This is a genomic window from Ruegeria sp. YTSC002, assembly GCF_059609845.1.
On sequence record NZ_JBXWML010000006.1, the window covers coordinates 25,982 to 52,280 of the forward strand.

26 protein-coding genes are annotated in these 26,299 nt (G+C 60.3%); all 26 read right to left on the reverse strand.

The window, feature by feature from the left end; translation table 11 throughout:
• Positions 1–4 precede the first annotated feature (4 nt).
• Positions 5–442, reverse strand: coding sequence for a nitrate reductase cytochrome c-type subunit (locus AC2FFD_RS12930; protein ID WP_170345499.1), 438 nt, complete (start codon positions 440–442; stop codon positions 5–7).
• A 12-nt stretch (positions 443–454) separates the two neighbouring features.
• A complete protein-coding gene (napH, locus tag AC2FFD_RS12935) occupies positions 455–1,372 on the reverse strand; it encodes a quinol dehydrogenase ferredoxin subunit NapH (protein WP_257601353.1) in 918 nt (305 codons plus the stop codon).
• Positions 1,369–2,187, reverse strand: a complete 819-nt coding sequence (napG, locus tag AC2FFD_RS12940; protein ID WP_257601354.1) for a ferredoxin-type protein NapG — start codon at positions 2,185–2,187, stop codon at positions 1,369–1,371. Before napG ends, napH begins: the two co-directional genes overlap by 4 nt.
• Before the next feature lie 27 nt (positions 2,188–2,214).
• Positions 2,215–4,707, reverse strand: coding sequence for a nitrate reductase catalytic subunit NapA (gene napA, locus AC2FFD_RS12945; protein ID WP_425079529.1), 2,493 nt, complete (start codon positions 4,705–4,707; stop codon positions 2,215–2,217).
• The gene (locus AC2FFD_RS12950) at positions 4,704–4,997 is read right to left on the reverse strand and encodes a chaperone NapD (protein ID WP_170345495.1); all 294 of its coding nucleotides are present in this window, start codon (positions 4,995–4,997) and stop codon (positions 4,704–4,706) included. Before AC2FFD_RS12950 ends, napA begins: the two co-directional genes overlap by 4 nt.
• Complete coding sequence (gene napF / locus AC2FFD_RS12955) at positions 4,994–5,509, reverse strand: ferredoxin-type protein NapF (protein ID WP_496873259.1); 516 nt, start codon at positions 5,507–5,509, stop codon at positions 4,994–4,996. The genes AC2FFD_RS12950 and napF overlap by 4 nt, the downstream gene beginning before the upstream one ends.
• A 131-nt stretch (positions 5,510–5,640) precedes the next feature.
• On the reverse strand, positions 5,641–6,537 hold the full coding sequence (locus tag AC2FFD_RS12960) for an FAD:protein FMN transferase (RefSeq protein ID WP_496873260.1): 897 nt from the start codon (positions 6,535–6,537) through the stop codon (positions 5,641–5,643).
• Positions 6,534–7,049 (reverse strand): nitrous oxide reductase accessory protein NosL, encoded by a 516-nt coding sequence (locus AC2FFD_RS12965; RefSeq protein WP_170345492.1) that lies wholly within the window; start codon positions 7,047–7,049, stop codon positions 6,534–6,536. Before AC2FFD_RS12965 ends, AC2FFD_RS12960 begins: the two co-directional genes overlap by 4 nt.
• Positions 7,046–7,867, reverse strand: coding sequence for an ABC transporter permease (locus tag AC2FFD_RS12970; protein ID WP_170345491.1), 822 nt, complete (start codon positions 7,865–7,867; stop codon positions 7,046–7,048). The genes AC2FFD_RS12965 and AC2FFD_RS12970 overlap by 4 nt, the downstream gene beginning before the upstream one ends.
• On the reverse strand, positions 7,864–8,757 hold the full coding sequence (locus AC2FFD_RS12975; RefSeq protein WP_496873261.1) for an ABC transporter ATP-binding protein: 894 nt from the start codon (positions 8,755–8,757) through the stop codon (positions 7,864–7,866). Before AC2FFD_RS12975 ends, AC2FFD_RS12970 begins: the two co-directional genes overlap by 4 nt.
• Positions 8,747–10,003: a nitrous oxide reductase family maturation protein NosD gene (locus AC2FFD_RS12980; RefSeq protein ID WP_496873262.1), complete on the reverse strand. Its 1,257-nt coding sequence runs from the start codon at positions 10,001–10,003 to the stop codon at positions 8,747–8,749. The genes AC2FFD_RS12975 and AC2FFD_RS12980 overlap by 11 nt, the downstream gene beginning before the upstream one ends.
• A gap of 3 nt (positions 10,004–10,006) precedes the next feature.
• Entirely contained in the window at positions 10,007–11,914 is a 1,908-nt protein-coding gene (gene nosZ / locus AC2FFD_RS12985) for a TAT-dependent nitrous-oxide reductase (protein WP_496873263.1), read from the reverse strand.
• A gap of 14 nt (positions 11,915–11,928) precedes the next feature.
• Entirely contained in the window at positions 11,929–14,052 is a 2,124-nt protein-coding gene (locus tag AC2FFD_RS12990) for a 4Fe-4S binding protein (protein ID WP_496873373.1), read from the reverse strand.
• 44 nt (positions 14,053–14,096) lie between these two features.
• Positions 14,097–14,561, reverse strand: a complete 465-nt coding sequence (locus tag AC2FFD_RS12995) for a DUF2946 family protein (RefSeq protein WP_496873264.1) — start codon at positions 14,559–14,561, stop codon at positions 14,097–14,099.
• Between the two features lie 89 nt (positions 14,562–14,650).
• Complete coding sequence (locus tag AC2FFD_RS13000; RefSeq protein ID WP_170345486.1) at positions 14,651–14,914, reverse strand: hypothetical protein; 264 nt, start codon at positions 14,912–14,914, stop codon at positions 14,651–14,653.
• A complete protein-coding gene (locus AC2FFD_RS13005; protein ID WP_496873265.1) occupies positions 14,871–16,496 on the reverse strand; it encodes a cytochrome D1 domain-containing protein in 1,626 nt (541 codons plus the stop codon). The genes AC2FFD_RS13000 and AC2FFD_RS13005 overlap by 44 nt, the downstream gene beginning before the upstream one ends.
• Positions 16,471–17,685 carry a heme d1 biosynthesis radical SAM protein NirJ gene (gene nirJ, locus AC2FFD_RS13010; RefSeq protein WP_170345484.1) on the reverse strand — a complete coding sequence of 405 codons (1,215 nt, stop codon included), beginning with the start codon at positions 17,683–17,685 and terminating at the stop codon, positions 16,471–16,473. Before nirJ ends, AC2FFD_RS13005 begins: the two co-directional genes overlap by 26 nt.
• A gap of 3 nt (positions 17,686–17,688) precedes the next feature.
• Entirely contained in the window at positions 17,689–18,171 is a 483-nt protein-coding gene (gene ahbB, locus AC2FFD_RS13015) for a siroheme decarboxylase subunit beta (protein ID WP_496873266.1), read from the reverse strand.
• Entirely contained in the window at positions 18,168–18,617 is a 450-nt protein-coding gene (locus AC2FFD_RS13020) for an Lrp/AsnC family transcriptional regulator (RefSeq protein WP_170345482.1), read from the reverse strand. Before AC2FFD_RS13020 ends, ahbB (AC2FFD_RS13015) begins: the two co-directional genes overlap by 4 nt.
• A complete protein-coding gene (gene ahbB / locus AC2FFD_RS13025; protein ID WP_480684814.1) occupies positions 18,614–19,603 on the reverse strand; it encodes a siroheme decarboxylase subunit beta in 990 nt (329 codons plus the stop codon). Before ahbB (AC2FFD_RS13025) ends, AC2FFD_RS13020 begins: the two co-directional genes overlap by 4 nt.
• Positions 19,604–19,606: 3 nt before the next feature.
• A complete protein-coding gene (locus AC2FFD_RS13030) occupies positions 19,607–20,752 on the reverse strand; it encodes a cytochrome D1 domain-containing protein (protein ID WP_170345480.1) in 1,146 nt (381 codons plus the stop codon).
• Positions 20,749–21,132 (reverse strand): c-type cytochrome, encoded by a 384-nt coding sequence (locus AC2FFD_RS13035; RefSeq protein WP_170345479.1) that lies wholly within the window; start codon positions 21,130–21,132, stop codon positions 20,749–20,751. Before AC2FFD_RS13035 ends, AC2FFD_RS13030 begins: the two co-directional genes overlap by 4 nt.
• Positions 21,125–21,886, reverse strand: a complete 762-nt coding sequence (gene cobA / locus AC2FFD_RS13040) for a uroporphyrinogen-III C-methyltransferase (protein ID WP_496873267.1) — start codon at positions 21,884–21,886, stop codon at positions 21,125–21,127. The genes AC2FFD_RS13035 and cobA overlap by 8 nt, the downstream gene beginning before the upstream one ends.
• Before the next feature lie 198 nt (positions 21,887–22,084).
• Entirely contained in the window at positions 22,085–22,486 is a 402-nt protein-coding gene (locus tag AC2FFD_RS13045) for a cupredoxin domain-containing protein (RefSeq protein WP_170345477.1), read from the reverse strand.
• Positions 22,487–22,541: 55 nt separating this feature from the next.
• A complete protein-coding gene (locus tag AC2FFD_RS13050; RefSeq protein ID WP_496873268.1) occupies positions 22,542–24,326 on the reverse strand; it encodes a NapC/NirT family cytochrome c in 1,785 nt (594 codons plus the stop codon).
• Between the two features lie 124 nt (positions 24,327–24,450).
• Positions 24,451–26,127 (reverse strand): cytochrome D1 domain-containing protein, encoded by a 1,677-nt coding sequence (locus AC2FFD_RS13055; protein ID WP_257601365.1) that lies wholly within the window; start codon positions 26,125–26,127, stop codon positions 24,451–24,453.
• Between the last annotated feature and the right edge of the window lie 172 nt (positions 26,128–26,299).

The following is a 26,299-nucleotide window of genomic DNA, read 5'->3' on the forward strand; positions in this document are numbered from 1 at the left end:
TGGATCAGTTGCCGGCGGAGGGCTGGAACACGTTGTCGACCAGCGGCGGTGCGTCCGCCTGCGGTACGTGGCACTGATTGCAGAAGTACCGGGTTCCGGCAATCTTATCCAGTTCGTTGCCATCGCGATCCAGGTAGTGGGTCATCGACAGGGTCGGTGCGTTGCGCTCGCCCGCCTTGGTCCAGTCATGACAGGACAGGCATTGGTTGGTCCGAACGTCGATCTGGTATTGTTCGACCGAATGGGGGATCAACGGTGGCTGCTGGCGATAATTGCGCTGCTGCCGCCCTTCGACGTTGCGGTGGATCTGATCCAGTGGCACCGGCTCGTCAACGCCGGCCCCGCGCAGGGATTCGACCTGTGCGGATTGCGCAAGGGCCCATCCGCTCAGCAACACTACGGGTAGAAGGGCAATTCCGCCTGTAACGATTGTTCTTTTCATCTTGGCACTCCCCTAGATAGGTCTGGCAGCGCGCGGCTCAGGCGCGGCAACTGGATCGGAAGGTTGAACGACATGGTCGTCGAACCGGTGAGTAAAGTTGAAGACGTCGACTGCGCAGACATCGATGCAGCGCCCGCAGTTTGTGCAGTCAGGTGACAGGATCAGGGGCGAGCTTCCCGGCTTGCCTTTCAGCGCGGGTGAGATCACCTGGTTTTCAGGACAGACCGCATAGCAATCCATACAGTCATCACAGGCCGTGCGATTGGCTGCACTGACCCGCAGCAGGCTTTTCGACCCGATCAGCCCGTAGAACGCGCCCACGGGGCACAGATGGCCACACCAGCCATGGCGTGAGACGAATACGTCAAACACGAAGATGGCCGCGATCATGGCCCAGACAAAGCCCATGCCGAATACCAGCCCGCGATGCAGCATGGTGATCGGGTTGACCAGCTCCCACGCGATGACGCCACTCAGGCCCGAGACCAGCAGCACGGTTGCCAGAATCCACAGCCGGGTGCCGCGCTTGGGTTGCCAGCCTTTCGGCAGGTCCAATTTGCGATGCACCCAATTGGCCGCGTCCGTTACCGGATTTATCGGGCAAACCCAGGAACAATAGACACGCCCGCCAATCAGGGCATAGACCACCAGAACGATCAGCCCACCGATCAGCGCGGTCACCTCGGGCCAATGGCCCGCGACGAAGCTTTGCAACAAGATGAACGGATCGGTCAACGGCAACACGCCAAGCGTCAGTGACCCCGCCAAAGTGCCCTCGACAATCCAGATGCCGAACCATGGGCCCAGCAGAAACAGAACCAGAAAGAACAGCTGACTTGCACGACGCATCAGCAAAAAACGATGCGCCCCGATCCACCCTTTGCCTTCAACGGCCTCCTGACCTACGGGCATATGTGTGCGGGCACTCATTGTCCCACCCCCGGCAGATCATATTCCGGCGCAAACCCGCCGGGTGCGGCAAGATTGTCGGTTCCCGGCCCCGGCAAACGGTCGGGCAGATCGATGATCCCCTCGACGACCGGCGCACCTTTGGCGGCCTTTTCCTCCCACCCCTTACGGTAATGCTCTGCCGAGCTGCCGCGCGCCAGCCGGGCAGGCAGAACCTTGATGGCGGCCTCGGGCAGAACACAGCTTTTTTCGCACATGCCGCAACCCGTACAGTGGTCGGCATGGACGGTGGGAATGAATAACGCATGATGACCCGACCGGGTATTGTGCGCCGTCTCCAAAGTGATCGCCTCGTCAATGACGGGGCAGACGCGGTAACAGACGTCGCAACGCAGACCGAGGAAATTCAGGCAGTTTTCTTGGTCGACCAGTACGGCAGTCCCCATTTCGGCGTCGTCTATATTCTCCAGCCCGGGGTCAAGTGCCCCGGTCGGACATGCAGCGACACACGGAATGTCGTCGCACATTTCGCAGGGAACATCCCGGGCGGTGAAGAATGGTGTTCCCGTCGCCACCGCATCCGAGCCGAGCTCGGCCAGTTTCAGGGTATCGTACGGGCAGTCCCGCACGCATAGACCGCAACGGATGCAGGCTGACAGGAACTCTTTCTCCGGCAATGCGCCGGGCGGGCGCAAGGCATCGGCCGGCAGGGCGCGGGCGTCGCGGGCCAGATAGGCCAGCAACGATCCGGCGACCACGCAGCCGCCCGCCGCCCGCGCCGAGTCCTGAAGGAACCGGCGCCGCTGCGGCGAAAGGGGTTTATCGACAAGAGACATGGGAACGACCCCTACGATCCTTTCTGGTTACGCGCGCTCGACTTTACATGCGCACTTCTTGAAATCGGTCTCTTTCGACAGCGGGCAGGTCGCATCCAACGTCAACTTGTTGGTCAGCTGGCTTTCGTCGAACCAGGGCATGAAGACCAGACCGCGCGGCACCTTGTTCCGACCCCGGGTTTCGACACGGCTGGTAACCTCGCCGCGACGGGTTGACAGAACAATCTCCTGGCCCCTGCGCAAGCCGCGATCCTTGGCGTCCTGCGGATGCATGTAGACCACGGCGGCGGGGTAGGCGCGGTGCAGTTCCGGCACCCGGCGTGTCATCGACCCTGAATGCCAGTGTTCCAGCACGCGACCGGTGCACAGCCACAGATCGAACTCTTCGTCCGGCTCTTCTGCCGCAGGTTCATAGGGCGCAAAGATGATCTTGGCCTTGCCATCCTTGTGGCCATAGAATTCCACGCCGGCACCCTCGGACACGTAGGGGTCATAACCCTCGCGGAAACGATAGAGCGTTTCCTTGCCGTCCACGACCGGCCAGCGCAGACCGCGGGCCTGGTGATAGGTTTCGAAGGGTGCCAGATCGTGCGCATGGCCGCGCCCGAAGTTGGCGTATTCCTCGAACAGACCTTTCTGCACGTAAAAGCCGAAATGCTCGGATTCGTCATTGTCAAAGCCTTCGGCGGTTTCCGACAGCGGGAACTTGTCGACGCTTCCATTGGCAAACAGGACGTCATACATGGTCTTGCCGCGGTGCTCGGGCATGGTGGCCAGCAATTCTTCGCCCCAGACCTCTTCGACGGTGAAGCGCTTCGAGAACTCCATCACCTGCCACAGGTCCGATTTGGCCTCGCCCGGGGCCTTGACCTGTTGCCGCCAGAACTGGGTGCGGCGCTCGGCGTTGCCATAGGCGCCTTCCTTCTCGACCCACATGGCGGTGGGCAGGATCAGGTCGGCGGAAACCGCAGTGACCGTCGGGTAGGGGTCTGAAACAGTGATGAAGTTTTCCGGGTTGCGATAGCCCGGATAGCCTTCCTCGTTGATGTTCGGCGCAGCCTGCATGTTGTTGGTGCACTGAACCCAATAGGCGTTCAGATCGCCATCCTTCAGCTTGCGGTGTTGCAGCACGGCGTGGAAGCCGGGCTTGGCCGGAATGGTGCCCGCAGGCACATTCCAGGCGGTTTCGCAAATCTCGCGGTGCTTGTCATTCATGACCACCATGTCGGCGGGCAGGCGGTGCGCAAAGGTGCCAACCTCGCGCGCGGTACCGCAGGCCGACGGCTGACCAGTCAGCGAGAAGGGCGAGTTGCCGGGTTCCGAAATCTTGCCCACCAGCAGGTGCACGTTGTACATCAGCGAGTTCACCCAGGACCCGCGGGTATGCTGGTTGAAGCCCATGGTCCACAGGCTCATCACCTTGCGGTCGGGGTCGGCATATTGCTTGGCCAGACGCTCCAGCTTGTCAGCCGGAACACCGGACAGCTCCGAGGTGTATTCCAGCGTGTATTTCGAAACGGCCTCGGCATATTCCTCGAAGCTGATCGGCTCCAACTTGCCCGAGTTCGGGTTTTCAGCCTCTTGTTGCAGGGGGTTGTTCTCCCGCAGGCCGTAACCGATATCGGTGGCGGTTTTGGTGATGTTGACGTGGTTCTTGACGAACTCTTCGTTCACCGCACCATTCTGGATGATGTAATTGGCGATATAGTTCAGGATCGCCAGATCGGTTTGCGGTTTGAACACCATGCCATTGTCGGCCAGCTCGAACGAGCGGTGTTCGAAAGTCGACAGCACATGCACTTCGCAACCCGGTTTCGTCAGGCGGGTGTCGGTCAGGCGCGACCACAGGATCGGGTGCATCTCGGCCATGTTCGACCCCCACAGCACGAAGGTGTCGGCGTGCTCAAGGTCGTCATAGCACCCCATCGGCTCGTCAATGCCGAAGGTGCGCATGAAACCAACCACGGCCGAGGCCATGCAGTGACGCGCATTGGGATCAATGTTGTTCGACCGGAACCCGGCCTTCATCATCTTGGCGGCGGCATAGCCTTCCCAGACCGTCCACTGCCCCGAGCCGAACATGCCCACGCTGGTCGGACCTTTCTTGGCAAGGGCCTCTTTCCATTTGGCGGCCATCACGTCGAAGGCTTCATCCCAGCTGACCGGCTCGAACTCACCATTCTTGTCATACTGGCCGTTGGTCTTGCGCAGAAGCGGAGTGGTCAGGCGGTCTTTGCCGTACATGATCTTGGACAGGAAATAGCCCTTGATACAGTTCAGGCCCCGGTTCACCGGTGCGTCCGGGTCACCTTGCGTCGCGACCACGCGGCCGTCCTTGGTGCCCACCAGAACCGAACAGCCTGTGCCACAGAACCGGCAGGCAGCCTTGTCCCAGCGAATATCGGGTGCGCCGACCTGAGCGCTGGCCTGACCTGCGGCCATGGGAATGCCCGCAGCCGAGGCAGTGGCTGCCGCTGCGGACGCTTTCAGGAATGTACGACGGGATTCAGAGATGGTCATTGCATGGGCCTCCTGCTGGACGGTTGGCTTGGAGCATCAGGACGCGGAGCCGTCTCCGCGAGATCTTCGAAATGGTGATAAGTCAGTGACAGTGAGATCACTCCGGGGATCTGGTGCAGATCCATGATGGTGTCCGAGGCCAGCCGGTCGGCCGTATCCTCGACAACAACTACGAAACGGCCGTCCTCGGCTTCGGCATGAAGCTCGACGCCCTGGGTTCCGGCCATCGCCGCGCGTGCGGCATCGGTGTAATCGGGGGCGATGTGGACCAGGCAGCCACAGATGTTCATTGGTTCACCTCCGGGTGTTGTAGGGTGGGGCGGTGCATCACGATCGCCCCGGCGGGGCAGGCGGAGGAACAGCTTCCGCAGCCGATGCAGGTTTCTGTTTCAAGCGCCGGTTCCGCGCGTCCGCCCAGTTGCAGGCGAAAACGGATGGCATCCTGTTCGCAATTGTCCTGACACAGACGGCAGCTTACGCCGTTCGTCGACAGGCAGCTTGCGTCGTCGACCTGCGCGCGCCATGGCCACTCGGCAACGCGTTCGGGCAGCAACGCCGGTGTCGGGCAAATGTCAGCGCAGTCACCACACAAGGTGCAACCGCCTGCGGACAGGTCCAGAACGGGGAAACCGCTGTCGTCGAATGTAATGATGTCTTCGGGACAAGCCGCGGCGCAATCTTCGCAACGCGTGCACAAATCGCCGAAACCAGTTGCGACTGCCCCCGGCGGACGGATCGCATCAGGGTCCTCCCGCAGGACACGCGCGCTTAGAAAAGCGCGTCTGGTTGTCAACTGGCTCATGGCTGGCGACTCGTATTTGGATAGATAGGTTCGCGTCTTTACTTCCTAGCTGCCTTCAGCAGCGCACGAATTGACCTATATCATACTTTTCGCGAATTTTTTTTGATCGGGCTGAGATTTCTACCTGTTCGTCATACGTTCAACTCGATACGGGCGTCGGGGAAACGTACTACGATCTCACTCGCTTTGTCGGCGGATGCCGCGCAAAGTGCAGTGGACAGCCCATCCGCGAGTGCCGCTTCCGGGGCAGAAACCGAAACGGTCCTGTCGTGGCTTGAGGGCCCATCCAGGGTAATGATGTGCCCGACCCCCGGGCTGAGCTGAGTCGCCAGCGTTGAAGATGTCGCCACTGCCCGATCGCTCAATTCAATTCGTTTCAGAACCGTTTGGTCCGGCGCCGCCAATCCAACTTTCCAGGGCGCACCGTCGCCACGCGCGCCCAGGGCGGCTATTTCCCCCAAATCAACCATAACATCACTCAGACCAAAGCCACGCAGCAGTGCGGCGATCCGATCAGTGATCGCGCCCTGCGCAATACCGTTCAACGTCAGCGCGGATTTTCCGGGCACCGGAAGGCGAATGGCCGAGACGTCGAAAGATACTCTTTCCCAGCCTATTGCCTGTTGAACTTCAACCAGATCGTCAGCGCGCGCGCCCGTAGCCAATGCATACCAAAGGGGCTGAATGCTCGGATCAAAGGCGCCATCCGATGCCTGATGCAGCGCGGTGCAGAGACTCAGCACGTTCAACAATTCAGGAGCAGGCGCCGTCAGAACACCGTCGCGATTCAACCGGCTGAGCTGCGATTGCGGGCGATACAGGCTGAAAATCTCTTCCAGCCGGGCAACCTCGGTCTCAACGGCGGCTATGATGGGTGCAGCTTCGACATCCGTCAGCCCGACCAAACGCAGGCTTGCAGCGGCACCCAGCGCGGTGCCGTGCCAACGCGCGTCAGAGGCTGCGGCCGGTGTGGCCGCAGCGCAGGCGGCTGAGATGATCAGAAATCGGCGGCGGGACAGGGCGGTCATACGGGGGTCTCCAATGACAGTTCAAGATCGACAGGGCCAAGCACTTCGGTATCCGGGATGTCCGGAAGGCCCAGTGCCGTCCCGCCGTAAATCTCAATGAATGCCTGAGCATCGGCAGGATCGGCAAATGGCACCACTTCGCGCGCACCCATGCCGCCCGCCACATTGGCGCCAACAACAAAGGTCGCGTCATCCGCGGCGATCCAGTTCGAGATACCCGGCTGCCGCCAGCTTGGCGCAATGCCCATGTCGCTGACATAGACGGCTGTGATGTCGGCATCACGCTCAGGGCTTTTGAGATATGCCACCATGTCGCGCACCTGCGCGAAGAACAGCGGTGCGGGATATCCCTTCAGATGGATCTGGCCCTTGGGGCCGCCGTGCTCGGCGATGTTCATCTGGCAGAAATAGCTCAGCGCGTCCGGGGTCAGATCCACCGGATCGGGGGCTTCGGCCAGGTCTTCCTTGCAGGCCGCCAACGCGATCAGGGCAACCAGAACGAGAGGTTTCATGGCTCGACCCTCCGGAATGCAAGCCGCGCGAGGGCAAAACCGATCACTGGCCAGATCAACAAAGATGCCGGCGCGGCCCACACAGGCAGGGCCTGCGCGGCCCCGGTCATGCCCGAAGCCATTGCGACTCCTTCGGTCGCGGCGATGTTCCACAGACGGAATGCGTCGGCCGGGTTGGCCACCATCACCCATGGAAAGACGGATTGGGTAAAGGTGCCGCCCTTGTCCATGACGACAGCCCCCAACAGGCCCAGATCATAGAGGACAACAAAAACCAGCCAGAGCCCGGCCGACAGACCTGCCGCCGCCGTAGCCCCCTTAGCCAGAGCAGACAGCAGGTATCCCAGCGCCAGAAACACGGCGCCCAGAAGGATGGATGTGAGGATGAGACGGACCAACGCCATCAGGCTTTCCGGCCCGGCACCACCAAAGAAGGCCGCCACCGCGCCGGCGGTACCGAAACCGACCGTCATGGCGAAGGCCAGCGCTGCAAGGTGTGCGGTGAATTTGCCCAACAGGATTTCTCCGCGCCCTGCAGGGTAGGACAACAGCAGTGACAGGCTGCCCCGGTCCACGTCACCGGCGATGGCGTCGAACGAGATCATCAGCGCCAGAAGGGGCGCGAGGTAGACCGAAAGCGTGGTCATCGACGCAACCGAAACGGTCAGCATGTCAACGCCCAGCGTGCCGGTAGGCGCGCTGCCCGCAAAGGTCAGCGCCAATGCGAACAGCACCATGATAACCGTGGCGACCAGCAACCAGCGGTTGCGGCGCAGGATCAGCATTTCGGTACGGGTGATGGCGAGAAAGCGGGTCATTGCAATCCCTCCTGCGCGTAGTGACGATAGAGATCTTCAAGCTTGGGCGGGGTCATTTCCACATCCGCGACCGCGTCGCCCATTCCGGCGATGCGGCGCAGAGCCTCCATCTTGTCAGCGGGGGTGCAAAGCAGTTCCACCAACGCACCGTTGATCCGGTTGCCGCCCAATTCAGCAGCCAAGGCATCGGCGTTGGCGCTAGCGCGCACTTTCAGACGGATCGGCAGGCCTGCAAGGGCCGACAGATTGTTCAGCGTATCATCAGCCACCATCCGGCCCTTGCGCATGATTGCGATCCGGTCGGTACGGGCCTCGACCTCGGTCAGTGCGTGGCTGGCGATCAGCACGGCGATGCCCTGCGCGGCCAACTCGTCAATGATGGCATAGAGGTCCTGGCGCGAGATCGGGTCCAATCCACTGGTAGGTTCGTCCAGCAAAGCCACTTTCGGTTGACCCAGCAGCACCTGTGCCAGACCCAGACGTTGTCGCATCCCTTTGGAATAGGTGCCGATCCGGCGATCCAGCGCATCGCTCAGACCTACGCGCTCCAGCAGGCCAGCCACATCCGCCCCGGCGCCGGACAATTTTGCAAACAGGGTCAGTTGCTCGCGCCCGGTCAATGCGGGATGAAACGAGACCGCCTCGGGCAGATACGCCGTTTCCCGCCGCGCCTGGGCGCTGCCGGGGGTGGCGTCTCCGATCCGAATTGCTCCGCCTTGGATCGGCGTCAGGCCAAGGATGGATTTGATCAGGGTCGACTTGCCTGCGCCGTTATGGCCCAGCAGCGCAACGCGCTGACCGGGGGCAAGAGACAGGGTGATATCGTCAAGAACGCGGGTTTTGCCCCGGTCCTTGCTGACATGGTCAATAGTCAGGGCCTTATCCGTCATGAGGCACCTTTTTCATAGCTGGGGGTTCAGGGGGTTGCATCAATGGATTGCTGTCCATCACGCCACCGGGCAACAGTGCCGGAAAGGCGGATTGCGACCAGCGCACCAGCTGCACGGCAGGAGAGCCGAGCAGCAGTTTGGCTGCGGGTTGGGTCCACAGCACATGGTCCATACTGTCATTCGGGCGATAGGGGGCATCGGCGATGCCGTTGCCATCCACATCATAGGCGGCAAAATCGGACCAGTAGTTGCCGCGCCCGTCTTCCGACCACTCGACCCATTTGGTCGAGACGTATTTCACCTGTGTCCGGTTTCCGATGAAGGAATTGCCAACGATGCGGTTGCGTTCGCTGCCGGCGGTGAAGTGGATGCCGATGCCGCATCCCTGGAACCAGTTGTCGGTGAATTCGTTCTTGTTGGAGTTATAAAGGAAGGTGCACTTTTCCTTGGCGCCGATCACCACGTTTCCGGTGATCTCACTCTTGTTGGCGTAGTTCAGCATCACGCCATGTTCACGGTCACCGATCGAGACGTTGTCTGCGACCTTCACATTGGTCGTGAACATGACCGCATAGCCCAGATCGTTGCCGATCGAGACATTGTCGCTGACCACTGAATTGTCGGCATACATGTAGTGCACCGCGAACCGAAGGTCGCGGAACAGGTTGCCTGTAAAGGTGTTCTTCTTGGACGAGTTCACGAAGATCCCGTCGCGCCCATAGCGGATGTCATTGCCCTCGACCACCGCGCCCGGTGCATTCCAGACATAGACGCCATTGCCGCGGTCATTCATCCGCTGGTCCTGACGCCCTTCGATCCGATTGCCGCGCACGATGCTGTCCTTGGCACCGTGAATGTCGATGCCGTAAAGATTGCCCAGCAGCACATTGTCTTCGACCACCGGCGCGCGGGCCGTCTTGGTCAGTTGGATTCCGCTGTCGATCCCGTCATGACTTGAGCCCGAGCCGATCACAGTCAGACCGCGCACGGTCACGCCCGGCCCGGTCACGGTGATGACGCTGCCGATGCCTTGCCCGTCAATGGTGGCCTGGCCCTGCCCGTCGATGGTGACGGGCCGGTCCAGAACCAGATGTTCGGCATAGACGCCGGGGCTCAGGCGGAGGGTGTCTCCATCCGCCGCCTGCGCCAGTGTTTCATTGATGGCCCCCGCCCGGTTGGGCACATCCCAGTCCGCCGCCCAAAGGGGCGAGCCGAGCAGGAGCGGTATGAGCAGGGGCCAACGCATGGGTTATGCTCCTTGCGGTTCGACCAGCATCCGGCCGCGCATTTCCATGTGCAGCGCGTGGCAGAACCACTGGCAATAGAACCAGTGCACGCCCGGACGGTCAGCGGTGAAGGTGACCGAGGCGGTTGCCAGCGGTGCGACTTCCATCGCGATGCCGTAGTTGCCCAGGCAGAAGCCGTGGGTCACGTCGTCCACGTCATCCAGGTTGGTGATGTAGACCGTCACCTCGTCGCCCTGTTTGACGGTGAACTTCTCAAGGCTGAAGGTCGGCGCCTGCGAGGTCATGTAGACGCGTACCTTGTTGCCGTCCCGGATCGGTTCTTCCGCACCTTCTTCCAGATCGATGCCATCGGCTTCGGCCTGTTTGCGGGCGTCTTCCCAGGTAACATCGTTGCGATCCCAGACGTTGACCGGGTTTACGATGTCGCTGCGAACGATGATCGAATCGTGCGGTTCGGCAAAGGTGGGGCCGTCATGCACCACTTTCATCTCATCCGACGAAATGTCGATCAGCTGTTCGTTCTCGGGCTTCAGCGGACCCACGTTCAAGAACCGGTCTTTCGAGAACTTGTTCATCGAAATCAGCCACTTGCCGTCGGCATCCTTGGTCTCGCCCATGGAAGTCGAATTGTGGCCCGGCTGATAGTGCACGTCGACCTTCGAGATGATCGGGTCCACATCAGCACCACCGTACGCTTCGATTGCTTTATCGATGTTCCACTTCACGATCTGGCTGTCCAGGAACAGCGTGGTGAACGCGTTGCCCTGACCGTCATAGGCGGTGTGAAGCGGGCCAAGACCCAGCTGCGGTTCACCCACGATGCAGGACCGCGGGTCGGCATCGCTTTCGAACAGGGCGTCCAGCTTGGTCACATCCATGATCGACACGGTCGGCGACAGCTTACCGTTGATGCAGACGTGCTTGCCGTCCGGCGCGGTGTTGATACCGTGCGGCGAGTTCGGGATCGGGATGTAGCGGGTGTACTTCTTGTTCTGACCCTTGCGGCCGTCCAGAACCTTGACGCCTTTCAGCTCCTGATAGTCACCGGCTTCGATACCCGCTTCGATTTCCGCGAGGTTGAAGACAACGACGTGGTCCAGCTCGTTCTCGGTCATCTCGGCCAGGTTCATACCCATTTCCGAGTTGTACGAGGTCGAATAGGCGTATTTACCCTGATAGTCGCAGTCGGTGTTGTCGAGGTTACCCGACACGATCACCTGCCATGCCACTTCCATGGTGTCGCCGTCCAGCGCGGTGAAGATGTTCACGTATTGCGACGGATCATCCAGCACGCTGCCATCGTTGACCAGCGGTGTTTCATCTTCACCATTGGCAAAGACATAGCCGGTGCGCGGGAATTTCTGCGGACGCAGACCGTGGATCGCCTTGGCGTTCGGGATCTCGGTGATCTTGTCGCATTTCATCACGTCACAGCGCACACGGGCGACGCGGGTATTGGCCTTGTCGTTCATGAACAGATAGCGACCGTCATAGGTGCCGTCGGTGAAGGACATATGCGGGTGGTGAAGGTCGCCGTTGTCATAGGTCTTCATGCCGCGCTTGGCGAGAAACTCCTTGGTTTCAGGCAGCAACCCTTCGGTCATGATCTTGAGTGACTCGTTGGTCTGACCCCAGCCCGTAGCCGAGCAGCGGTTGAACACCGGCACCCGCATCAGTTCGCGCATGGACGGGAAGCCCAGGATGCGCAGCTCGCCGGTCTGACCCGAAGACCAGAAGCCGTAATACTCGTCCAGCTCGCCGGGCTCGAGATTGGCATTGGCCGCGGCGCTCGCCTGTTTCGCGGTCATCAGGGTCGAGCCCAGACCGGTCCCGGCCAGCACGGCGCCGGTTGCAGTTGCACCCAGCATCCCGCGGCGTGTGACGGTTAGCTTGTTGTCATGTTCCGACATGTTCGTTCCTCCTTTTAGGAAACGGATTGCGGTTTGGCGTTCGGATGGTTCGCCGGTGGTTGTCCGAGTGGGGTCTTCATCTGGACCGACCCTGTCTTGGCCCGCCGTTTCAGTTGGCGGATAACGACGGGACATTTGTCCTCGGACTGGTAGAGCACCTGACAATGCAGGCAGGTGACGCACTCGTTCGGATTGATCTCACCGGTGGGGTGGATCGCCTGAACGGGGCATTCGTTGGCGCAGGTCTGACAGGGGGTGCCGCAATCCTTGTAGCGGCGCAGCCAGTCGAACATGCGGATACGGGCAGGGATCGCCAGTGCTCCACCCAGCGGGCAGAGATAGCGGCAGTAGAACCGTTCGATGAACAGCCCGATTCCCAGCAGGGCCAGCGCAAAGACCACAAAGGGCCAGTCGCGCATGAATTTCAGAATGATCGCCGTTTTGAACGGCTCGACCTCGGCGTATTTCTCGGCCAACGGGATCGAGACAAAGCTGAGGCCGAAGAGACCGAGGAAGATCATGTATTTTGCAGGCCACAGGCGCTCGTTCAGTCCCCAGGGCAGCGTCCATTGCGGTACTTTCAGCGCGCGGGCGATCTTGTTGGTCAACTCCTGCAACGCGCCAAACGGACACAACCAGCCGCAATAGGCGCCTCGCCCCCAGAACAGCAGCGCGGCAGCGACAGCGAACCACTGGATAAAGACCAGCGGGTCCAGCAGGAACGCATCCCACGAGAATCCTGTGCGCAAGCTGCCCGCCAGCGCCATCAGGTTCACCACGCTCAGCTGCGCGTTGGCGTACCAGCCGATGAAGAACAGGGTCATGGTCAGATAGCCGATGCGGAACCAGTAGAAGACCCGCGCATTCATCGTCGCGTGGAATTGAAAGAAGAACGTCGCGGTCAGGACCAGCAGCATGACGCCGAGAATGGCGATTTCGACGGTGCGATCCTTCCAGATGCGTTGCCACAGGGCGGCCTTGGCGGCGGCTTCGCCGGTTGCATCCTCGACAACCGTTGGGGCTGCAACGGGCAGCAGGTAGTGGTTGGGCAGTTTGTAGCCCAGATCGAATGTCAGAAAGGTTTTCTCAACGGCACCCACGGCACGCTGTACCAGCAGTTGCAGGCGGAACGGCTCGGTCGGGTCAAACTCGGCATCGGCGGGAATCTTGAAGATGTCCAACTCGGTGAAACTGGGCGCATCCGGGGCTGCAACCTTGCCAAGGCGTACTTGCTGTTTGTCGAAGAACCGGACCGAGTTGTCGCCCTGGATCAACTGGATCCGATCGAAAATCCCGCCGCGCACATAGCCTGATCCCTTGAAGCTGTAGGATCCGCGACCCAGCACTAGAATGGCCTGTTCGCCCTCGTCCAACCAGTTCACAAGGTTCCGGTATTCGGCGTCGCCCAGCAGTGACTTGCCGATCGACGGAACCGAGACAAGCGCCATATGCATGTCGATGAAGGTGTCATCCGGTTCGCCCGGCTCGGGGCGCTTGATCGCGCGCTGGTCGCCGGTGGCCTCGAAGGCGGCGTTGACCTGCCCGACATCCAGCGTCAACCGTCGGATCGAGCCGTCACCTGACAGGGTCGACCAGTCATAGACCGCATTCTGCGCCATATCGACTTCGCGCTTTGGCCCGTCGGCCTGCAACGGGGACAAGCCGCCCAGACCCAATGCACGCGCCACTTTGATGCCGCCACGCACAAGGCTGTCGTCGATCACCATGATCGTGACGGTCGCGCCCGAGATGATGTCGAGGTCGTGCCCCTCACCCCCGGTTTCAGCTTCAACCTTCAGGTCAAGGCCGGCATAGCCTTCGGTCAATTCAACCATGCGGGAATTGGGGATGCCGATCAGCACGATGGGTTCCGAGTGCTTGACCAGTTGCACTCCGGTCAACACGGCATCGTTATCGATGGCGGCAACGACATGGATCGGCTTGCCGGAATAACCGGTCGTACCAACAAAGTCCGAGGTCAGGAATGCCCAGGCAACGGTCTCGCCGCCCTTCAGGACGGGGGCGACCTTGACGTCATCGCGTACCGGGCCAAAGGCATCGGCACCGGGGGCCAGATCGGCAGGTTCGATGTCGGGCAGGAAGCTGGCCAGGCTGTCGGCATGGGCGCTGATCGCCATCAGGCAGGACAGGGTAAAAGCCAGTAGGAAATGGATTGCGCGACTTACGACCACGGCGCACCTCCGTTTACTTGAGTGAACGCCACGGACGCGCGCAGGGCGCGTTCAGATTCTTCTTGGGTCGCAACCGGGGGCCCTCGGGTTTCGGGCCACAGTCGCCTTGAGTTGTACAAAATGCACAGATCCCCGATTGCAGCGGGTACAATCTGTACATTTCCGGATTGCGTCAGCAGCGGCAGGTCTGGCAGCGGGGCTGCCACTGTCACCGCGCACAGCGCGCAATCGGCGCATTTCGGGCAAGGTGCGGTCGGGTCATCAGTGCCTTCCTCAAAGTCCACTTCAACCCAGACCGCCCCTGCCTCCGAGCAGATCTCGATCCACATGCTTTCCCCGGGACTCGCCAGCACCGGGCCAAGCATCTGCAAAAGCAACAGGAAAATACCCACCAAACCGCACACCGCGCGGGACACGCGATCAAACAGGCTATGCGGGGGGCGGACGGTGGGCATTGAGAATCCAGCTCGGCGTTCTTTTCTGAACCGTAGGGGATTCTTCCAGGCGAAGACTTGACTTAGGTCAGGTGCCTGAAAATTTGAATCTACCCGTCGGCCTCGTCCATCAATCCGCGCAGCCACCGACCGGCCAGCCATGCCGCAGGAATGCCCAGCGGAATCGACCAGAGGAGAGCCGGCACCGGTTCGATTGCACCGAACCCGACGCTGTGCAGGATAAGCCCGAGCAAAAACAGGTTGATGGCCACGGTCAACGCCGTGGCCGGATACAGCAGAATGGCCAGTTTCCAAACCGGCCATTTTCCCTCAGTGGCTGGTTCCTTCCGAGAAGGTGATCTTGTTCCAGACATTGTATTTCCCCGAAGGTTTGCGCATCGGCAGGCGGCGGATTTCTTCCAGCGTCTGCGCGTCATAAACGATCACCGCGCCGTCATCTTCCCAGATCGAAACCAGCGCGTGGCTGCCATCCCTGGTGAACTCGACATGGGCCACGGTTTTTCCGGGAGCGGGGCGCAGGGTCTTTACGATTTCAAGGCTTTGCTTGTCGATGACATGCATTGCGTCCTTGTTTGGGCCAAAGAAAACATCGGCCCAGACATAAGGCGAGTTCTCATGGCTGCGCATGAAGAACCCGGGGCCCTCGGTCTTGATCCGTTTGACGGTTTCCCAGCTTTCCATGTCGATCACCGACACGGCGCCGTCTGTCAGGTGCGGCGTGGCCATCACGGTCGTATCGCCGTGTTTCCATGTGATGCCCGAGCCCAGATGCGGCATTCCGGGCAAATCCAGATCGGCCACCTTGTGCCCGATCACCAGATCAATCACTTGTCCGCCCTTGCCATCGCGGGACGCTCCCATGACATATTCATAACTCTGGTCGAAAAAGAAATCGTCCAGATAGTCAGGCGTGGTGATCTTGCGCACCGGGAAGGGGTCGGGGTTCTTGAACTGACCTTCGATGCGGAAATCATGACCAAGCCCGGATTGCGGGGGATTTGCGCCGTAGAACACTTCCCAAATCTCGGGCACATCCTTCAGCGCCAGAACAAAGCTTTCCCGCGGAGGGGCCTGGTAGACAGCCGAAACGCGGCTGGGCACGCCCTTCTTGCTTTTGACCTCGATGACCTTTGCGACTGAAAGGTCTTCGGTGGACAACACCGTCAGGCTGTTGGGCAGATAGTTGGCTACAGCCACCCATTTGCCATCGCCGGACATGGCGATGTTACGGCTGTTCAGGCCGGCACGCACACGGCCCACCTGCTTCAGGGCCCAAATGTCGTACTTCTGTACCCATCCGTCGCGGGACATGATGAAGACATACCGCCCATCCGGGCTGAACTTGGGGCCGCCATGCACGGCGAAGGGGGTTTCGAACCGGTCCAGAACCTCGAACGTGTCGCCATCCAGAACGCTGACATGGTGATCTCCGGTTTCCACCACCAGCGTGATGTTCATCGGGTCGCTGTCCCAGACGGGCGCATCCACCGGCACATATTCCTCGTCCAGCGTCCGGCTGGCCAATATCTCGGCCTCGCCCCATTCGGGGTCGGATTCCAAAGGCGATTTCAACCAGCCCGCCAGCTCTTCGATTCGCAGAGCATCCAGCTCGTGCGAGAAGGCCGGCATTTGTGTCGCCGGGCGTCCTTCTGCAATCACGGCAGCTACCCGCGGTCCGCGCATGCGTTTGAGCGTTTCCGGGATCAGCGCGGGGCCAACCCCGCCCAGACGGTTTTCGCCGTGGCATGAGGCGCAATGCTCAGCGTAATCCGATTGCGCATCCGCCCAGGCGACACCCGCGCCAAGGATCGAGCATAATGCCCCAATCTTCATCTTTTCAAAAATACTCCCGCCGGAGGTTCCCGCACGCGCCACAGGCGCAGCGGTTGAAAGCCTCGCACTTACGGTGTCAAAAGAACTGATGCGCCGGATCATGGCTTTTCCCCCGAAACGGTGTGACCTGAAGGCGTTCCCCTGCTTCATCCACACCGATTTCCTGGTTGGACAGGTAACAGGCCGGATCCTCGGCCCATGGATCACCGGTCAATTGCAAGGCGCGGATGCGGGTATTGCCGCCGCACACGTCCTTGAGTTCGCAGGCTCCGCAGCGCCCCTTCAGCGGGCGTGGGCGGGTGCGGAGCATGGCAAGCATCGGATCATCGCTGGTCCAGAGTTCGGAAAACGATTTGGTCTTTACGTTGCCCACCGTGTAATCGGACCAGTAAGTGTCTGGATGGACCCGGCCAAGGTTGTCGATATTGGCGACGCCCAAACCACTTGAGTTCCCGCCCCACGCGGCCAGGTGCGCGCGCACATGAGCCGCTTTTTCGGCGTCGAAATGCGTGCGAATCCAGTTCAGGAAATACCCGGCATCAGCGTCATTGTTCCCCGTCACGATATCCAGCGGACGACCGCCCGATGCGGCTTCCCAGGCGCGTTCCAGCAACAGATCCAGGCCTTTGCGCGTGCGCTGATGCGCGGCATCTTCGCCCCGGTTCTTGTCGCCGCGCCCCGCATAGACAAGATGCGACAGGTAGAACTTGTCGACACCTTCATCATCACAAAGGCTCAGCAAGTCAGGCAAGTGATGTTGCGTGCCTTCGGTCAGGCAGAACCGCAGACCAACCTTGATGCCGCGCTTTTTGCATTCTCGCACGCCGCGCAGGGCGTCTGCAAAAGCCCCTTCGACGCCACGGAACCAGTCATTCGTCGCTCCGATCCCGTCCAGCGAGATGCCGACGTAGTTGAAGCCCACATCCGCAATCATATCGGCGGTTTCGTCGTAAATCCGGGTCCCGTTGGTCGACAAGGCCAGCATTGGTACCAGATCACGGGCCCGTTTTGCGATGTCGAAGAAATCGAACCGGTCCAGCGGTTCCCCACCCGAGAGGATCAGGGCCGGGACGCGAAATTGGCCCAGATCCTCAAGGGTTACCATGGCTTGCTCATGGCTGAGCTCACCCGGGAACGCGACATCCGCCGAGACGGTGTAGCAATGGCGGCACTTCAGGTTACAGCGTCGCGTCAAATTCCAGATCACAACCGGCTTTACCGGGCCGGGGCGACGCTTGCGCACCGGAGTCGGTTTGACCAGTTGATGCATGTATTCGGTCAGGCGGAACATGTCTCAGGCTTTCTGTCTCAGGCGCAGCCCGGTCTTTTTCAGGATGCGCGTGGAATAGAGGATATCGCTGCCCCGGCAGGCCGATCCCAGAATAGCGGCGATCTGGCCGCGTTTCTCTTCGACCTCGTCGCGCGAGTTGCCATGAACCATGGCGAACAGGTTGTAGGGCCAGTCGGGCAGGGCACGGGGCCGTTCATAACAGTGGGTGACGAAGGGCAGTGCCCCGATATGAGCGCCCAGTTCGGTGATCATGTCATCCTGAACATCCCAGACGGTCATGCCGTTCGACGTCATGCCCAGCTTGTAATGATTGGGGGCCGCGGCGATCCGTCGGATCACCCCGCGCGCTTTCAGCGCGGCCAGCCGGTCCAGCAGGGTGGCTTCGGTCAGGCCCAGATCGGCAGCGACCTGCGCATAGGGCGCGGACACCAGGGGCAATCCCCCCTGGAGCGACTCGATAATCTGTCTGTCTGTTGTGTCGATCATGCCGCCACCCGGAAGCCGATGAAAAATTCCTGAAGTTTGGGGAAACGGAGAACACTGATCCCCGTTTCCCGTTCGATGGCATCGGCGGCGGCCTCGATCCCCTCGGGTGTTTCGGTGGCCAGCACGAACCACATGTTCAGCCGGTGCGTGCGTTCATAATTATGGGCCACCTCGGGATGTGCATTGACTTTGGTCAGGACGGTTTCGAAATCTTCGGCTGGAACGGCCATTGCGCAAAGGCAGAAAGCCCCACCCATGGCCGCGGCGTCGAAAAATGGACCGAAGCGCGTAATTGTGCGGTCATCTTTCATACGGCTCAGACGCGTCAGCAATTCCGCCTCGGACAGGCCAAGCTCGGCGGCGACGGTTGCGTAAGGGTGCGAAGTAAGCGGCAGATCCTCTTGCATACGATTCAGGATCGCGCGATCCGTTTGGTCCAGCGTCATGCGGCAGCCTCCTTGGCCTGAATCAGCGCGCCGGTCTGCTTGAAACAGCGGGTTGAGAAGAGAACCTTGTGTCGCGCTCCGGCCAGTTCGGGCAATGCAATCGCGCCGGCCAGAACATCCAAAGCCTCATTGCGTGTGCGGGCGTGGATCATGGAATACAGGCGATATGGCCAGACATCGGGAACCGGATTGCGCTCATAGCACAAAGTCACCCCCGGGAAGGCGGCCAAAGCGGGACCAGCGGTTTCAATCTGTTCTGCCGGCAGATCCCAGACCACCATCGCATTGGCCGACCAGCCTAGCGCCCGGTGACGCACGATGACGCCGAGCCGCGAGATTATTCCGGCGGCATGCAAAGCCTCGACCCGCTCCATCACGTCGGTGACATCCCGTTTCAGCGAACGAGCCAGAGCGGCGTAGGGTTCTGAGACCAAAGATAGCCCGGAACTCAGAGACTGTAGCAGGCAACGATCGCCCTCGCGCATGACGGATGCATCGACCTTTCGCGCTGTGGGCACGTTCTTGATGCCTCCAGTCATGCGAAAGCCAAGATCTACGTTGAAGGGACGCACCAGCCGCAGGTCCAGCACCTGCAATCCGGTGGATCGACTGATCCGCGCAAGGGTATCGTTGACATGCGCGCGATCCGGCCCGGTCGCGACAAACCAGAGGTTCCAGGCGTCTTCGCGTTGATAATTGTGATTCACGCCGGGTTCGGCATCGATCAGGGCGGCAACCTCCTCCAACCGATCTTCCGGAGCCGCCACGGCAGCCAAAGTGCTGGCCGTCACCGCGCCGGGTGTGATGGTTGCGCCAACCCGTGTAATGCGGCCTGTGGCGCGCATCCGGGACAGGCGATGAATGACTTCGGCTTCGTCCAGCCCGAGAGCGTTACCCAGTATCTGAAACGGTCTTTCGGTGATCGGGAAGTCGCGCTGAAACTCGTCCAGCAGGCGGCGGTCGATCGGGTCCGTGATATGTCGCATCGGTTACAGCCCCGTTCTGTGGGCGCGAGCAGTGAAGAAAATGCCGGACGGGCTGTCCGCGTCGATCTCGCGCAGTTTTTCAAAACTATGCGTGTCGTAGACCATGACCTTGTTGGCATCGCGCACGCTGATCCAGACCTCATGTCCGCGCGGCGTGAACTCCATGTGCAACACGGCCGGGCCGGGTTTGAATTCGTGGATGATCTCTTTGCTGACGCTGTCGATCACCTGAATGGTGTCATTCAGCGGGTGGGCGAAATTGACCCAGACCTGCCGCCCATCCGGACGCGCCATTGCAAAGACCGGTTGCCCGTGGGTTTTGGTCCGGCCAGTTTCGGACAGGGTATCGGCGTCGATCCACAGAACCTCGTGATGGCCGACAGCGGGCAAAACGAATTCGCGGCCCGTCAGCGCCCAGCCTTCCAGATGAGGCATCTTGTAGACCGGCATTTCTTCCTGCCCGCGCCCGTAATCGGGCAGAACCCGGATCGGTTCGGGTGTTTCGGCCCACAGATCCAGTGCGGTCAGGCCGTCCTCGCCAAACAGGCCGGTGATATAGGTGCGGCCATTGGCAGTGATCAGCGCGTCATAGGGGTTCTTGCCCATGTCCGGGATCTTGGTGATCTCTGGTGCGCCCTTTGCGAAATCGGCAATCCAGGTTTCCCCAGTGTCCCACATCGTGAAAACGAACCGCCGACCCGGCGCATCGACCAGACCGATGGTTTTGCTGCCGGTCGGGATGTCAGCGACCATCTCAAGCGTGTCCGCATCGAATACGCGCACGCCACCGGGTTCATAGTTCGACACCGCCACAAGCTTGCCATCGTCCGAAATCGCCCCGCCAATGGCGTTGCCGGCCTGCACGACGCGGTTCACGATCTGGCGGGTCACGATGTCGATCTTGGTCAGCCCGCCGTCGCGGCCAAACACATAGGCAAACCGTTCATCGGGTGAATAGACCAAGGACGCGTGCGACAGATCACCCAACCCCTCGATCCGGGCCAGAGCTGCACGGTCGGATTGATCCACCAGCAGAACCGAGCCCTTGGCGCGTTCGATGACCAGACCAAGATCGCCTGTCGCGGTTGGTTCAGCCTGGGCGGTGGACATCATCAATGTGGCTGCAAGGCCAAGGATAAAGTGTTTCATTGTGACTCCTGTTCCAGCAGGTAACGGGCGATCCACTCGGCTTCTTCTTCACTGATCAGAGGCCGCCACGGGGGCATCGCGGTGTCAGGGATGCCGTCAAGGATGACGCTGGTCAAAACATCCGCGTCGTAGTGTTCAAGTGTCTCACTGCGCAGATCGGGACCAAGGCCGCCCTTCAGGGACAGTCCGTGACAGGAACCGCAATCCTGATGCACAAGTCTTTTCAGGGTATCGGGATCGATGACATCCGCCGCGAAGGCGGAGGTCGCGGCCAGAACCGCAATGGTCAGACAGGTTCGCGCCACCCATCCCGAGCGCCCCGGCGACCTGTCGGTGCGTGTTGGGTCAATCCCTTGATCTCGTCTTCCCAGCTTAGCCATGGGCCTGTTCCAGAAGCTCGGCCACAGGCCGTTCGGCATAAAGCGAAACCACCTTGCCAATGATAAACAGCGTCGGCGCCTTCAGGTCGGCTGCGCGCACATCCGTGGCCAGCTGGTCAAGCCGTGACACAAGACGACGCTCATCAGGTGTCGTGGCCTTGCTCACCGCCAGAACCGGCGTCGAGCCCGGCAGGTTTTCGGTCATCAACCCCATGGCGATCTGACCGATATTGGCAACGCCCATATAGACCACCAGCGTCGAGTCCGGATCGGCAAGGCGTTTCCAGTCCAGATCCAGCACTTTGTCGGCCTGCCGATGCCCGGTGACATATTGAACCGAGGTTGCCAGCCCGCGATGGGTCAGCGGCACACCCGTCGAACAAGACGCCCCCTGGGCTGCCGTAATGCCCGGTGCGTATTCAACAGCAACACCGCGGGCCATCAGATAGGCAGCCTCTTCCGAGCCGCGACCAAAGATCATGGGGTCGCCACCCTTCAGCCGGGCAACCGTGTGACCAGCGCGGGCTTCTTCCAGCAGTATTTCGTTGATGCGGTCCTGCGGAACGGTGTGGCATTTGGGCGCTTTGCCGACAGGGATCAGCCGGGCGCCTTCCGCGTGCAAGTTCAGAATGTCGGCGGACACCAGCCGGTCATAAACCACGACATCCGCTTCTTGCAGCATCCGCAGTGCGCGCAGGGTCATCAGCTCGGGGTCGCCGGGGCCTGCGCCAATCAGAAAAACCTTACCGCTCATGTGCAAACTCGCTTGGTCTGAAAGTTTTCGAGATCCGGTATCCCATGCAGATCCATTGCGTTTGCAAGACGTTGCTGGGTGAGCCGGGCGTGTCATGGGGGAAGATTGGCCCAATCGAAAACCAACCTCCTTGACATAAGTTAAGGAGCGCGGGATTTGCGCCCGCGCTCCTTCATCTTGCCTGTATTGTGCCTTGTTTCAGGGTTCGACGGTGATCATTCCGATCATGTTCTGTGTCTCCCAATGCGGGCCGCACAGATAGTCCTGTGGACCGGGCGTGAGAAAAGTCAGTTCAACGGATTCCTCGGGGAACAGGCGATCACTTTCAGGTTGGCTGCCATCCTTCAACAGAACGGAATGGCTGGTGCGTTTGTCGACATTCACCCACCGGACAGTTGTGCCTGCCTTCACGGTCAATTCGGCTGGGCAGAAATTGTATTTGTACATCAGCACCACTTCAGCGTCTTCGACGGCCGACGAAGGCTGACCGAACAACTCGACATAGCGCTCTTCGGCCTCGGCGCAGATTTCGGCGGTCTCGTCCGCCCAGGCGGGCGCGGCCAGAAGCAGCAGCGCGGGAAGAAGGCGTTGGGGTTTCATGGTCCATGTCTCCTTTCCAAAAGTGGCCGGGGCCGGTTGACCCGGCCCCGATCCGTTATTGTTTGACCACGTTGATGAGCGCGCTGTCATCATCCAGCGCCAGGCTGGTATTCAGCGTCACGTGGTGGAACCTTGCGGCAGCAAAATCGTCGTGGATGGCAAAGCCAACGGTATAGGTCTTGCCTGCCTCCAAAGGCACATCACCGGGCGCACCCGCATTCAGGGGGCGCGTAAACACCACGGTCCACATACCGCCGGACAGCTCGGCCGATGCGGCGATTTCACCATCATTGACCACGCGCTGCTCCAACAGATAGCCATTGGTGGCGCTTCCGTCGGCGTAGACACGCATCAGGTCAAGATAGGTGCCGTCGGCCAGATACTGCTCGATCTGTTCCTCGGCCTTCAGCTTGTCCCAGCCACCCAGGGCCTTGCCGCGGCGACCTTTGACCTCAACATCCGTGCGGCTTTCGCTGATGTATTTGGTAATGGTGTCGGTGGCATTGAGGCGACCGGCAACATCCGCATTTGCCGCGATCGCATCCGCTTCGGGCGCAAAGGGCATATAGGTGTTGTCGGCGTGGCACGAGGCCCAGCAGCCCACCTGATCGCCCAGCTCGATACCAGTGCCGGTAATCATCATGGCAACCTTGATCTGGTTGTCCGGGTCCATCTTGCCGCCATCGACGAACGGGGCAGGGTTGTGACCCGCGTCCGGCCATTGCAGACGAATGTAGAGGTTTTCGTCGTCATGTGCCGCCTGAACGGTTGCGTCGATGACACCGCGTTTGCCCGGAATGGGAGTCGGTTCAAGATCGCCACCTGCAACGATCTTGTTGCCGATGGTGTCCAGTTCCTTGGCGTGGCAGGTGGTGCACTGATCCCCGCCTTTGGTCAGGGGGCGTGCGCCACCATGGAACTTGCCGTTCTGGACCCATTCGAAAGAGGCCTGACCGGGGTAGAACAGCTTCAGATCCGCCGCGGCCACTGCGTTCCAGTCAATGTTGGACGCAACGTCGCTTGCTCCGCCAGAGGGCGCTGCGGCCTCTTCACCGGAGGCTTTTGCGCGTTCTTCTTCCAAAGCAGCGTCAACAGCCGCTGCGATCTGGGCCTGAACGGCCTCTTGCTGAGCCTTCTTGGCGGCTTTTTCCGCTTCTGCTTCAGCGGCCTCTTTGGCTTCGATCTTTTCAAGGCTGGCCAGGTATTCCGGGGGTATCGGCCGGATGAAGTCCGGGTTCGGTGCTTCAAGCTTTTCCAGATACTCTTCGTCCGCCCGGTCGCGTGCATCCGAGTGTGCAATCCCCTTGTGGCAGTCGATACAGGTCTGTCCGACGGTCATCGCATTGAGGTGCTGCTGACGGGCGCGTGGTTTCTGGAATTCGGGCATCATCGATTCGAAATCGTGACAGTTGCGGCATTCGCGCGAATCGGTGGCCTTCATCCGCTCCCACTCGTTCATGGCCAGATGCACACGTTTGGCTTCGAACTTTTCGCGGGTGTTGATGGTGCCGACCAATTTGCCATAAAGCTCTTTGGACGCCTTGATCTTGCGGATCATCTTATGGGTCCAGTCTTTGGGTACGTGGCAGTCGGAACAGACAGCCCCCACGCCCGACCGGTTCACGTCGTGAATCGTGCCGGTATATTCTTCGTAGACAAAATCACGCATCTCGTGACACGAGATACAGAATTCCTTGGTATTCGTGGCTTCCATTGCGGTGTTGAACCCGCCCCAGAAGATGATGCCGGCGGCAAAGGCCGCGGCGATACCGGCCACAGGCATTCCCCATAGGAAATACCGGCGCCAGATCGGTTTTTTCTTATCCGGTTCGGAGGTCATATCCGGGCTCCGTTTTGGCTGTATTGTCTGGCCCTTGGTGGCAGGCCGGTGAGTTTGGCTGATGCCTCGAACAAGGAAAGGGCGGGCGAGGGGCCCGCCCTTTCCTGTGATGGTCTCACCCTCGTCAGGTGACGTGGTTCGACCGGTTGTAGACGTTGAACTTGCCGGTCGGGGCATAAAGCCCGTCGATGCGGCCGATCTCTTCCAGCGTCTTGGCGTCGAAGATCACGATCTGACCGTTGGGTTCTTTCGAGTCCGACAGGTTCCACTTGGAGACCCAGACCTCGGTGCCGTCGGCGTTGAATTCGAAGTGAACAGCAGCGCTGCCTTCGTCTTCAGTGATCTGGATCGTTTTCACGATCTCGCCGGTTTCTTTCGAAATGACCTGTACGGATTGCTGCACTTCCGGTTCCGGATGCTTGGTCTGGTCAGCCCAGATGTAATCCGAGTTCGGGTGGGTGCGGACGAACAGGCCGGGGCCATCGGTTTCCACTTCGTAGCAGACTTTCCAGGCGTCATCCGGACGGTTTTCAGGATCGTTGCCCCAAACGGTCACGGTACCGACACCAAGGTGGGTCGTACCGGCCACAGGGCCACAGTTCGGGTCGACCCAGTTGGCGCCCGGACCGGGGTGCGGCAGGGCAGCGGTGTCGATCATCGCCTCAAGCTTGTGGGTTTCGGTATCGACAACCACCATCTTGTTCGACGCGTTCGCGGCGATCTGGAAATAGCGGCCCGTCGGGTCAAAGAACCCGTCATGCAGGAACTTGGCGCTGTCGATCTTGTCGATTCGAAGGTTGTCCAGATCGGTGTAATCGACCTGCCACAGCTGTCCCAGCTCTTTCACGGCGACGATCCAGGTCGGTTCGTTCGGCGTGGTGTAGATGGCGGCCACGCGGCTTTCTTCGACATACTCGCCGTCCACGTTCACGCCGCGGGTCGATACGACCTTGAGCGGTTCCATGGTTTGCGCATCAACGATTGCAAAGTGCGGCGGCCAGTAGCCACCACCGATGACGTATTTGCCATCGCCGGACACGGCAACGTCGCGGGCGTCATAGGCGATCTTGACTTCGGATACCAACATCTTGTCCGGCGTCTGCCAGAGGTCGATTTTGGTCATCTTGCCGTCGCGGCCCATGGTGTACCAGAAGCGCCCGGGTTGTTCCGGCTCTTCCAGCGAGTGGTGCTCGGATGCTTTCAGAACGTGCACCGCATAACCGGTCGGAATGTGGGTCAGGACCTCTTTGGTGTCACCGTCGATCACGGCCACCTTGCCTACGTCACGTTCGATGACGACAAAGAAGTTTTCCCAGTTGCGGCCGTGCAGCGGCTCGGTCGGATAGTCCTCTTCTTCGACGTAAACCTTGCGGGTCGCCTTCATCTGTTCCAGCGACATTTCAGGCGGTTTCGGCGGCTCCATCATGATGTAGGTCGCCATGTCCTTGATTTCCTGCTCGGTCATGATGTCCGAGAAGTTGTTCATGCCGCCTTCGGTTCCCCAGGCGATAATCTTTTCAAGGCGTTCCTGCCCCAGTTTAAGGGTGCCGCCTTCGGTGACCGTGCCGTCGGCTGCGGTCTTCTTCCAATGCGGTTCCAGGTTTTTACCCGTGGCCCCTTTGCGCAAAACGCCGTGGCAGCCTGCGCATTGTTCGAAATAGAGCTGTTTAGACGATTCAAAGGCTTCTTCGCTCAAAGTTGGCTCTTCGGCGAAGGTCGGAGCAGCGACGCTGCCCAACAACATTGCCAATCCGACCCCAAAGGCGCGGCCGGGTTTGTTGTAGCTGATTCCAAGTGACATGATCACTCTCCATATGCGTGGTGAGGCGCTGCCGAGAGTGAAACATCACGTGGATGTCATCCTTGACCAAAGTCAACGGGAAGGGCGCAGACCAGGCACTTTGGACAGAAAACACGGATCAAAACCCCCAATAAAACTTGTGTTTTTCACACATGTTTAAGCCCGGTCTTGA

Bases quoted from the DNA above. Each gene is read 5' to 3' on its own strand.
- ahbB (WP_480684814.1), bottom strand. From the start codon at position 19,603: ATGCGACATATCACGGACCCGATCGACCGCCGCCTGCTGGACGAGTTT.
- AC2FFD_RS13000 (WP_170345486.1), bottom strand. From the start codon at position 14,914: ATGTCTGGAACAAGATCACCTTCTCGGAAGGAACCAGCCACTGAGGGA.
- AC2FFD_RS13035 (WP_170345479.1), bottom strand. From the start codon at position 21,132: ATGGCTAAGCTGGGAAGACGAGATCAAGGGATTGACCCAACACGCACC.
- napH (WP_257601353.1), bottom strand. From the start codon at position 1,372: ATGAGTGCCCGCACACATATGCCCGTAGGTCAGGAGGCCGTTGAAGGC.
- nirJ (WP_170345484.1), bottom strand. From the start codon at position 17,685: ATGTTCCGCCTGACCGAATACATGCATCAACTGGTCAAACCGACTCCG.
- AC2FFD_RS13055 (WP_257601365.1), bottom strand. From the start codon at position 26,127: ATGTCACTTGGAATCAGCTACAACAAACCCGGCCGCGCCTTTGGGGTC.
- napG (WP_257601354.1), bottom strand. From the start codon at position 2,187: ATGTCTCTTGTCGATAAACCCCTTTCGCCGCAGCGGCGCCGGTTCCTT.
- AC2FFD_RS13045 (WP_170345477.1), bottom strand. From the start codon at position 22,486: ATGAAACCCCAACGCCTTCTTCCCGCGCTGCTGCTTCTGGCCGCGCCC.
- napF (WP_496873259.1), bottom strand. From the start codon at position 5,509: ATGAGCCAGTTGACAACCAGACGCGCTTTTCTAAGCGCGCGTGTCCTG.
- AC2FFD_RS12930 (WP_170345499.1), bottom strand. From the start codon at position 442: ATGAAAAGAACAATCGTTACAGGCGGAATTGCCCTTCTACCCGTAGTG.
- AC2FFD_RS12970 (WP_170345491.1), bottom strand. From the start codon at position 7,867: ATGACCCGCTTTCTCGCCATCACCCGTACCGAAATGCTGATCCTGCGC.
- nosZ (WP_496873263.1), bottom strand. From the start codon at position 11,914: ATGTCGGAACATGACAACAAGCTAACCGTCACACGCCGCGGGATGCTG.
- AC2FFD_RS13050 (WP_496873268.1), bottom strand. From the start codon at position 24,326: ATGACCTCCGAACCGGATAAGAAAAAACCGATCTGGCGCCGGTATTTC.
- AC2FFD_RS13030 (WP_170345480.1), bottom strand. From the start codon at position 20,752: ATGAAACACTTTATCCTTGGCCTTGCAGCCACATTGATGATGTCCACC.
- AC2FFD_RS12975 (WP_496873261.1), bottom strand. From the start codon at position 8,757: ATGACGGATAAGGCCCTGACTATTGACCATGTCAGCAAGGACCGGGGC.
- AC2FFD_RS12960 (WP_496873260.1), bottom strand. From the start codon at position 6,537: ATGACCGCCCTGTCCCGCCGCCGATTTCTGATCATCTCAGCCGCCTGC.
- cobA (WP_496873267.1), bottom strand. From the start codon at position 21,886: ATGAGCGGTAAGGTTTTTCTGATTGGCGCAGGCCCCGGCGACCCCGAG.
- AC2FFD_RS12990 (WP_496873373.1), bottom strand. From the start codon at position 14,052: ATGGCGATCAGCGCCCATGCCGACAGCCTGGCCAGCTTCCTGCCCGAC.
- AC2FFD_RS13020 (WP_170345482.1), bottom strand. From the start codon at position 18,617: ATGACGCTGGACCAAACGGATCGCGCGATCCTGAATCGTATGCAAGAG.
- napA (WP_425079529.1), bottom strand. From the start codon at position 4,707: ATGACCATCTCTGAATCCCGTCGTACATTCCTGAAAGCGTCCGCAGCG.
- AC2FFD_RS12980 (WP_496873262.1), bottom strand. From the start codon at position 10,003: ATGCGTTGGCCCCTGCTCATACCGCTCCTGCTCGGCTCGCCCCTTTGG.
- AC2FFD_RS12995 (WP_496873264.1), bottom strand. From the start codon at position 14,561: ATGCCCACCGTCCGCCCCCCGCATAGCCTGTTTGATCGCGTGTCCCGC.
- AC2FFD_RS13005 (WP_496873265.1), bottom strand. From the start codon at position 16,496: ATGATCCGGCGCATCAGTTCTTTTGACACCGTAAGTGCGAGGCTTTCA.
- AC2FFD_RS12950 (WP_170345495.1), bottom strand. From the start codon at position 4,997: ATGAACATCTGTGGCTGCCTGGTCCACATCGCCCCCGATTACACCGAT.
- ahbB (WP_496873266.1), bottom strand. From the start codon at position 18,171: ATGATCGACACAACAGACAGACAGATTATCGAGTCGCTCCAGGGGGGA.
- AC2FFD_RS12965 (WP_170345492.1), bottom strand. From the start codon at position 7,049: ATGAAACCTCTCGTTCTGGTTGCCCTGATCGCGTTGGCGGCCTGCAAG.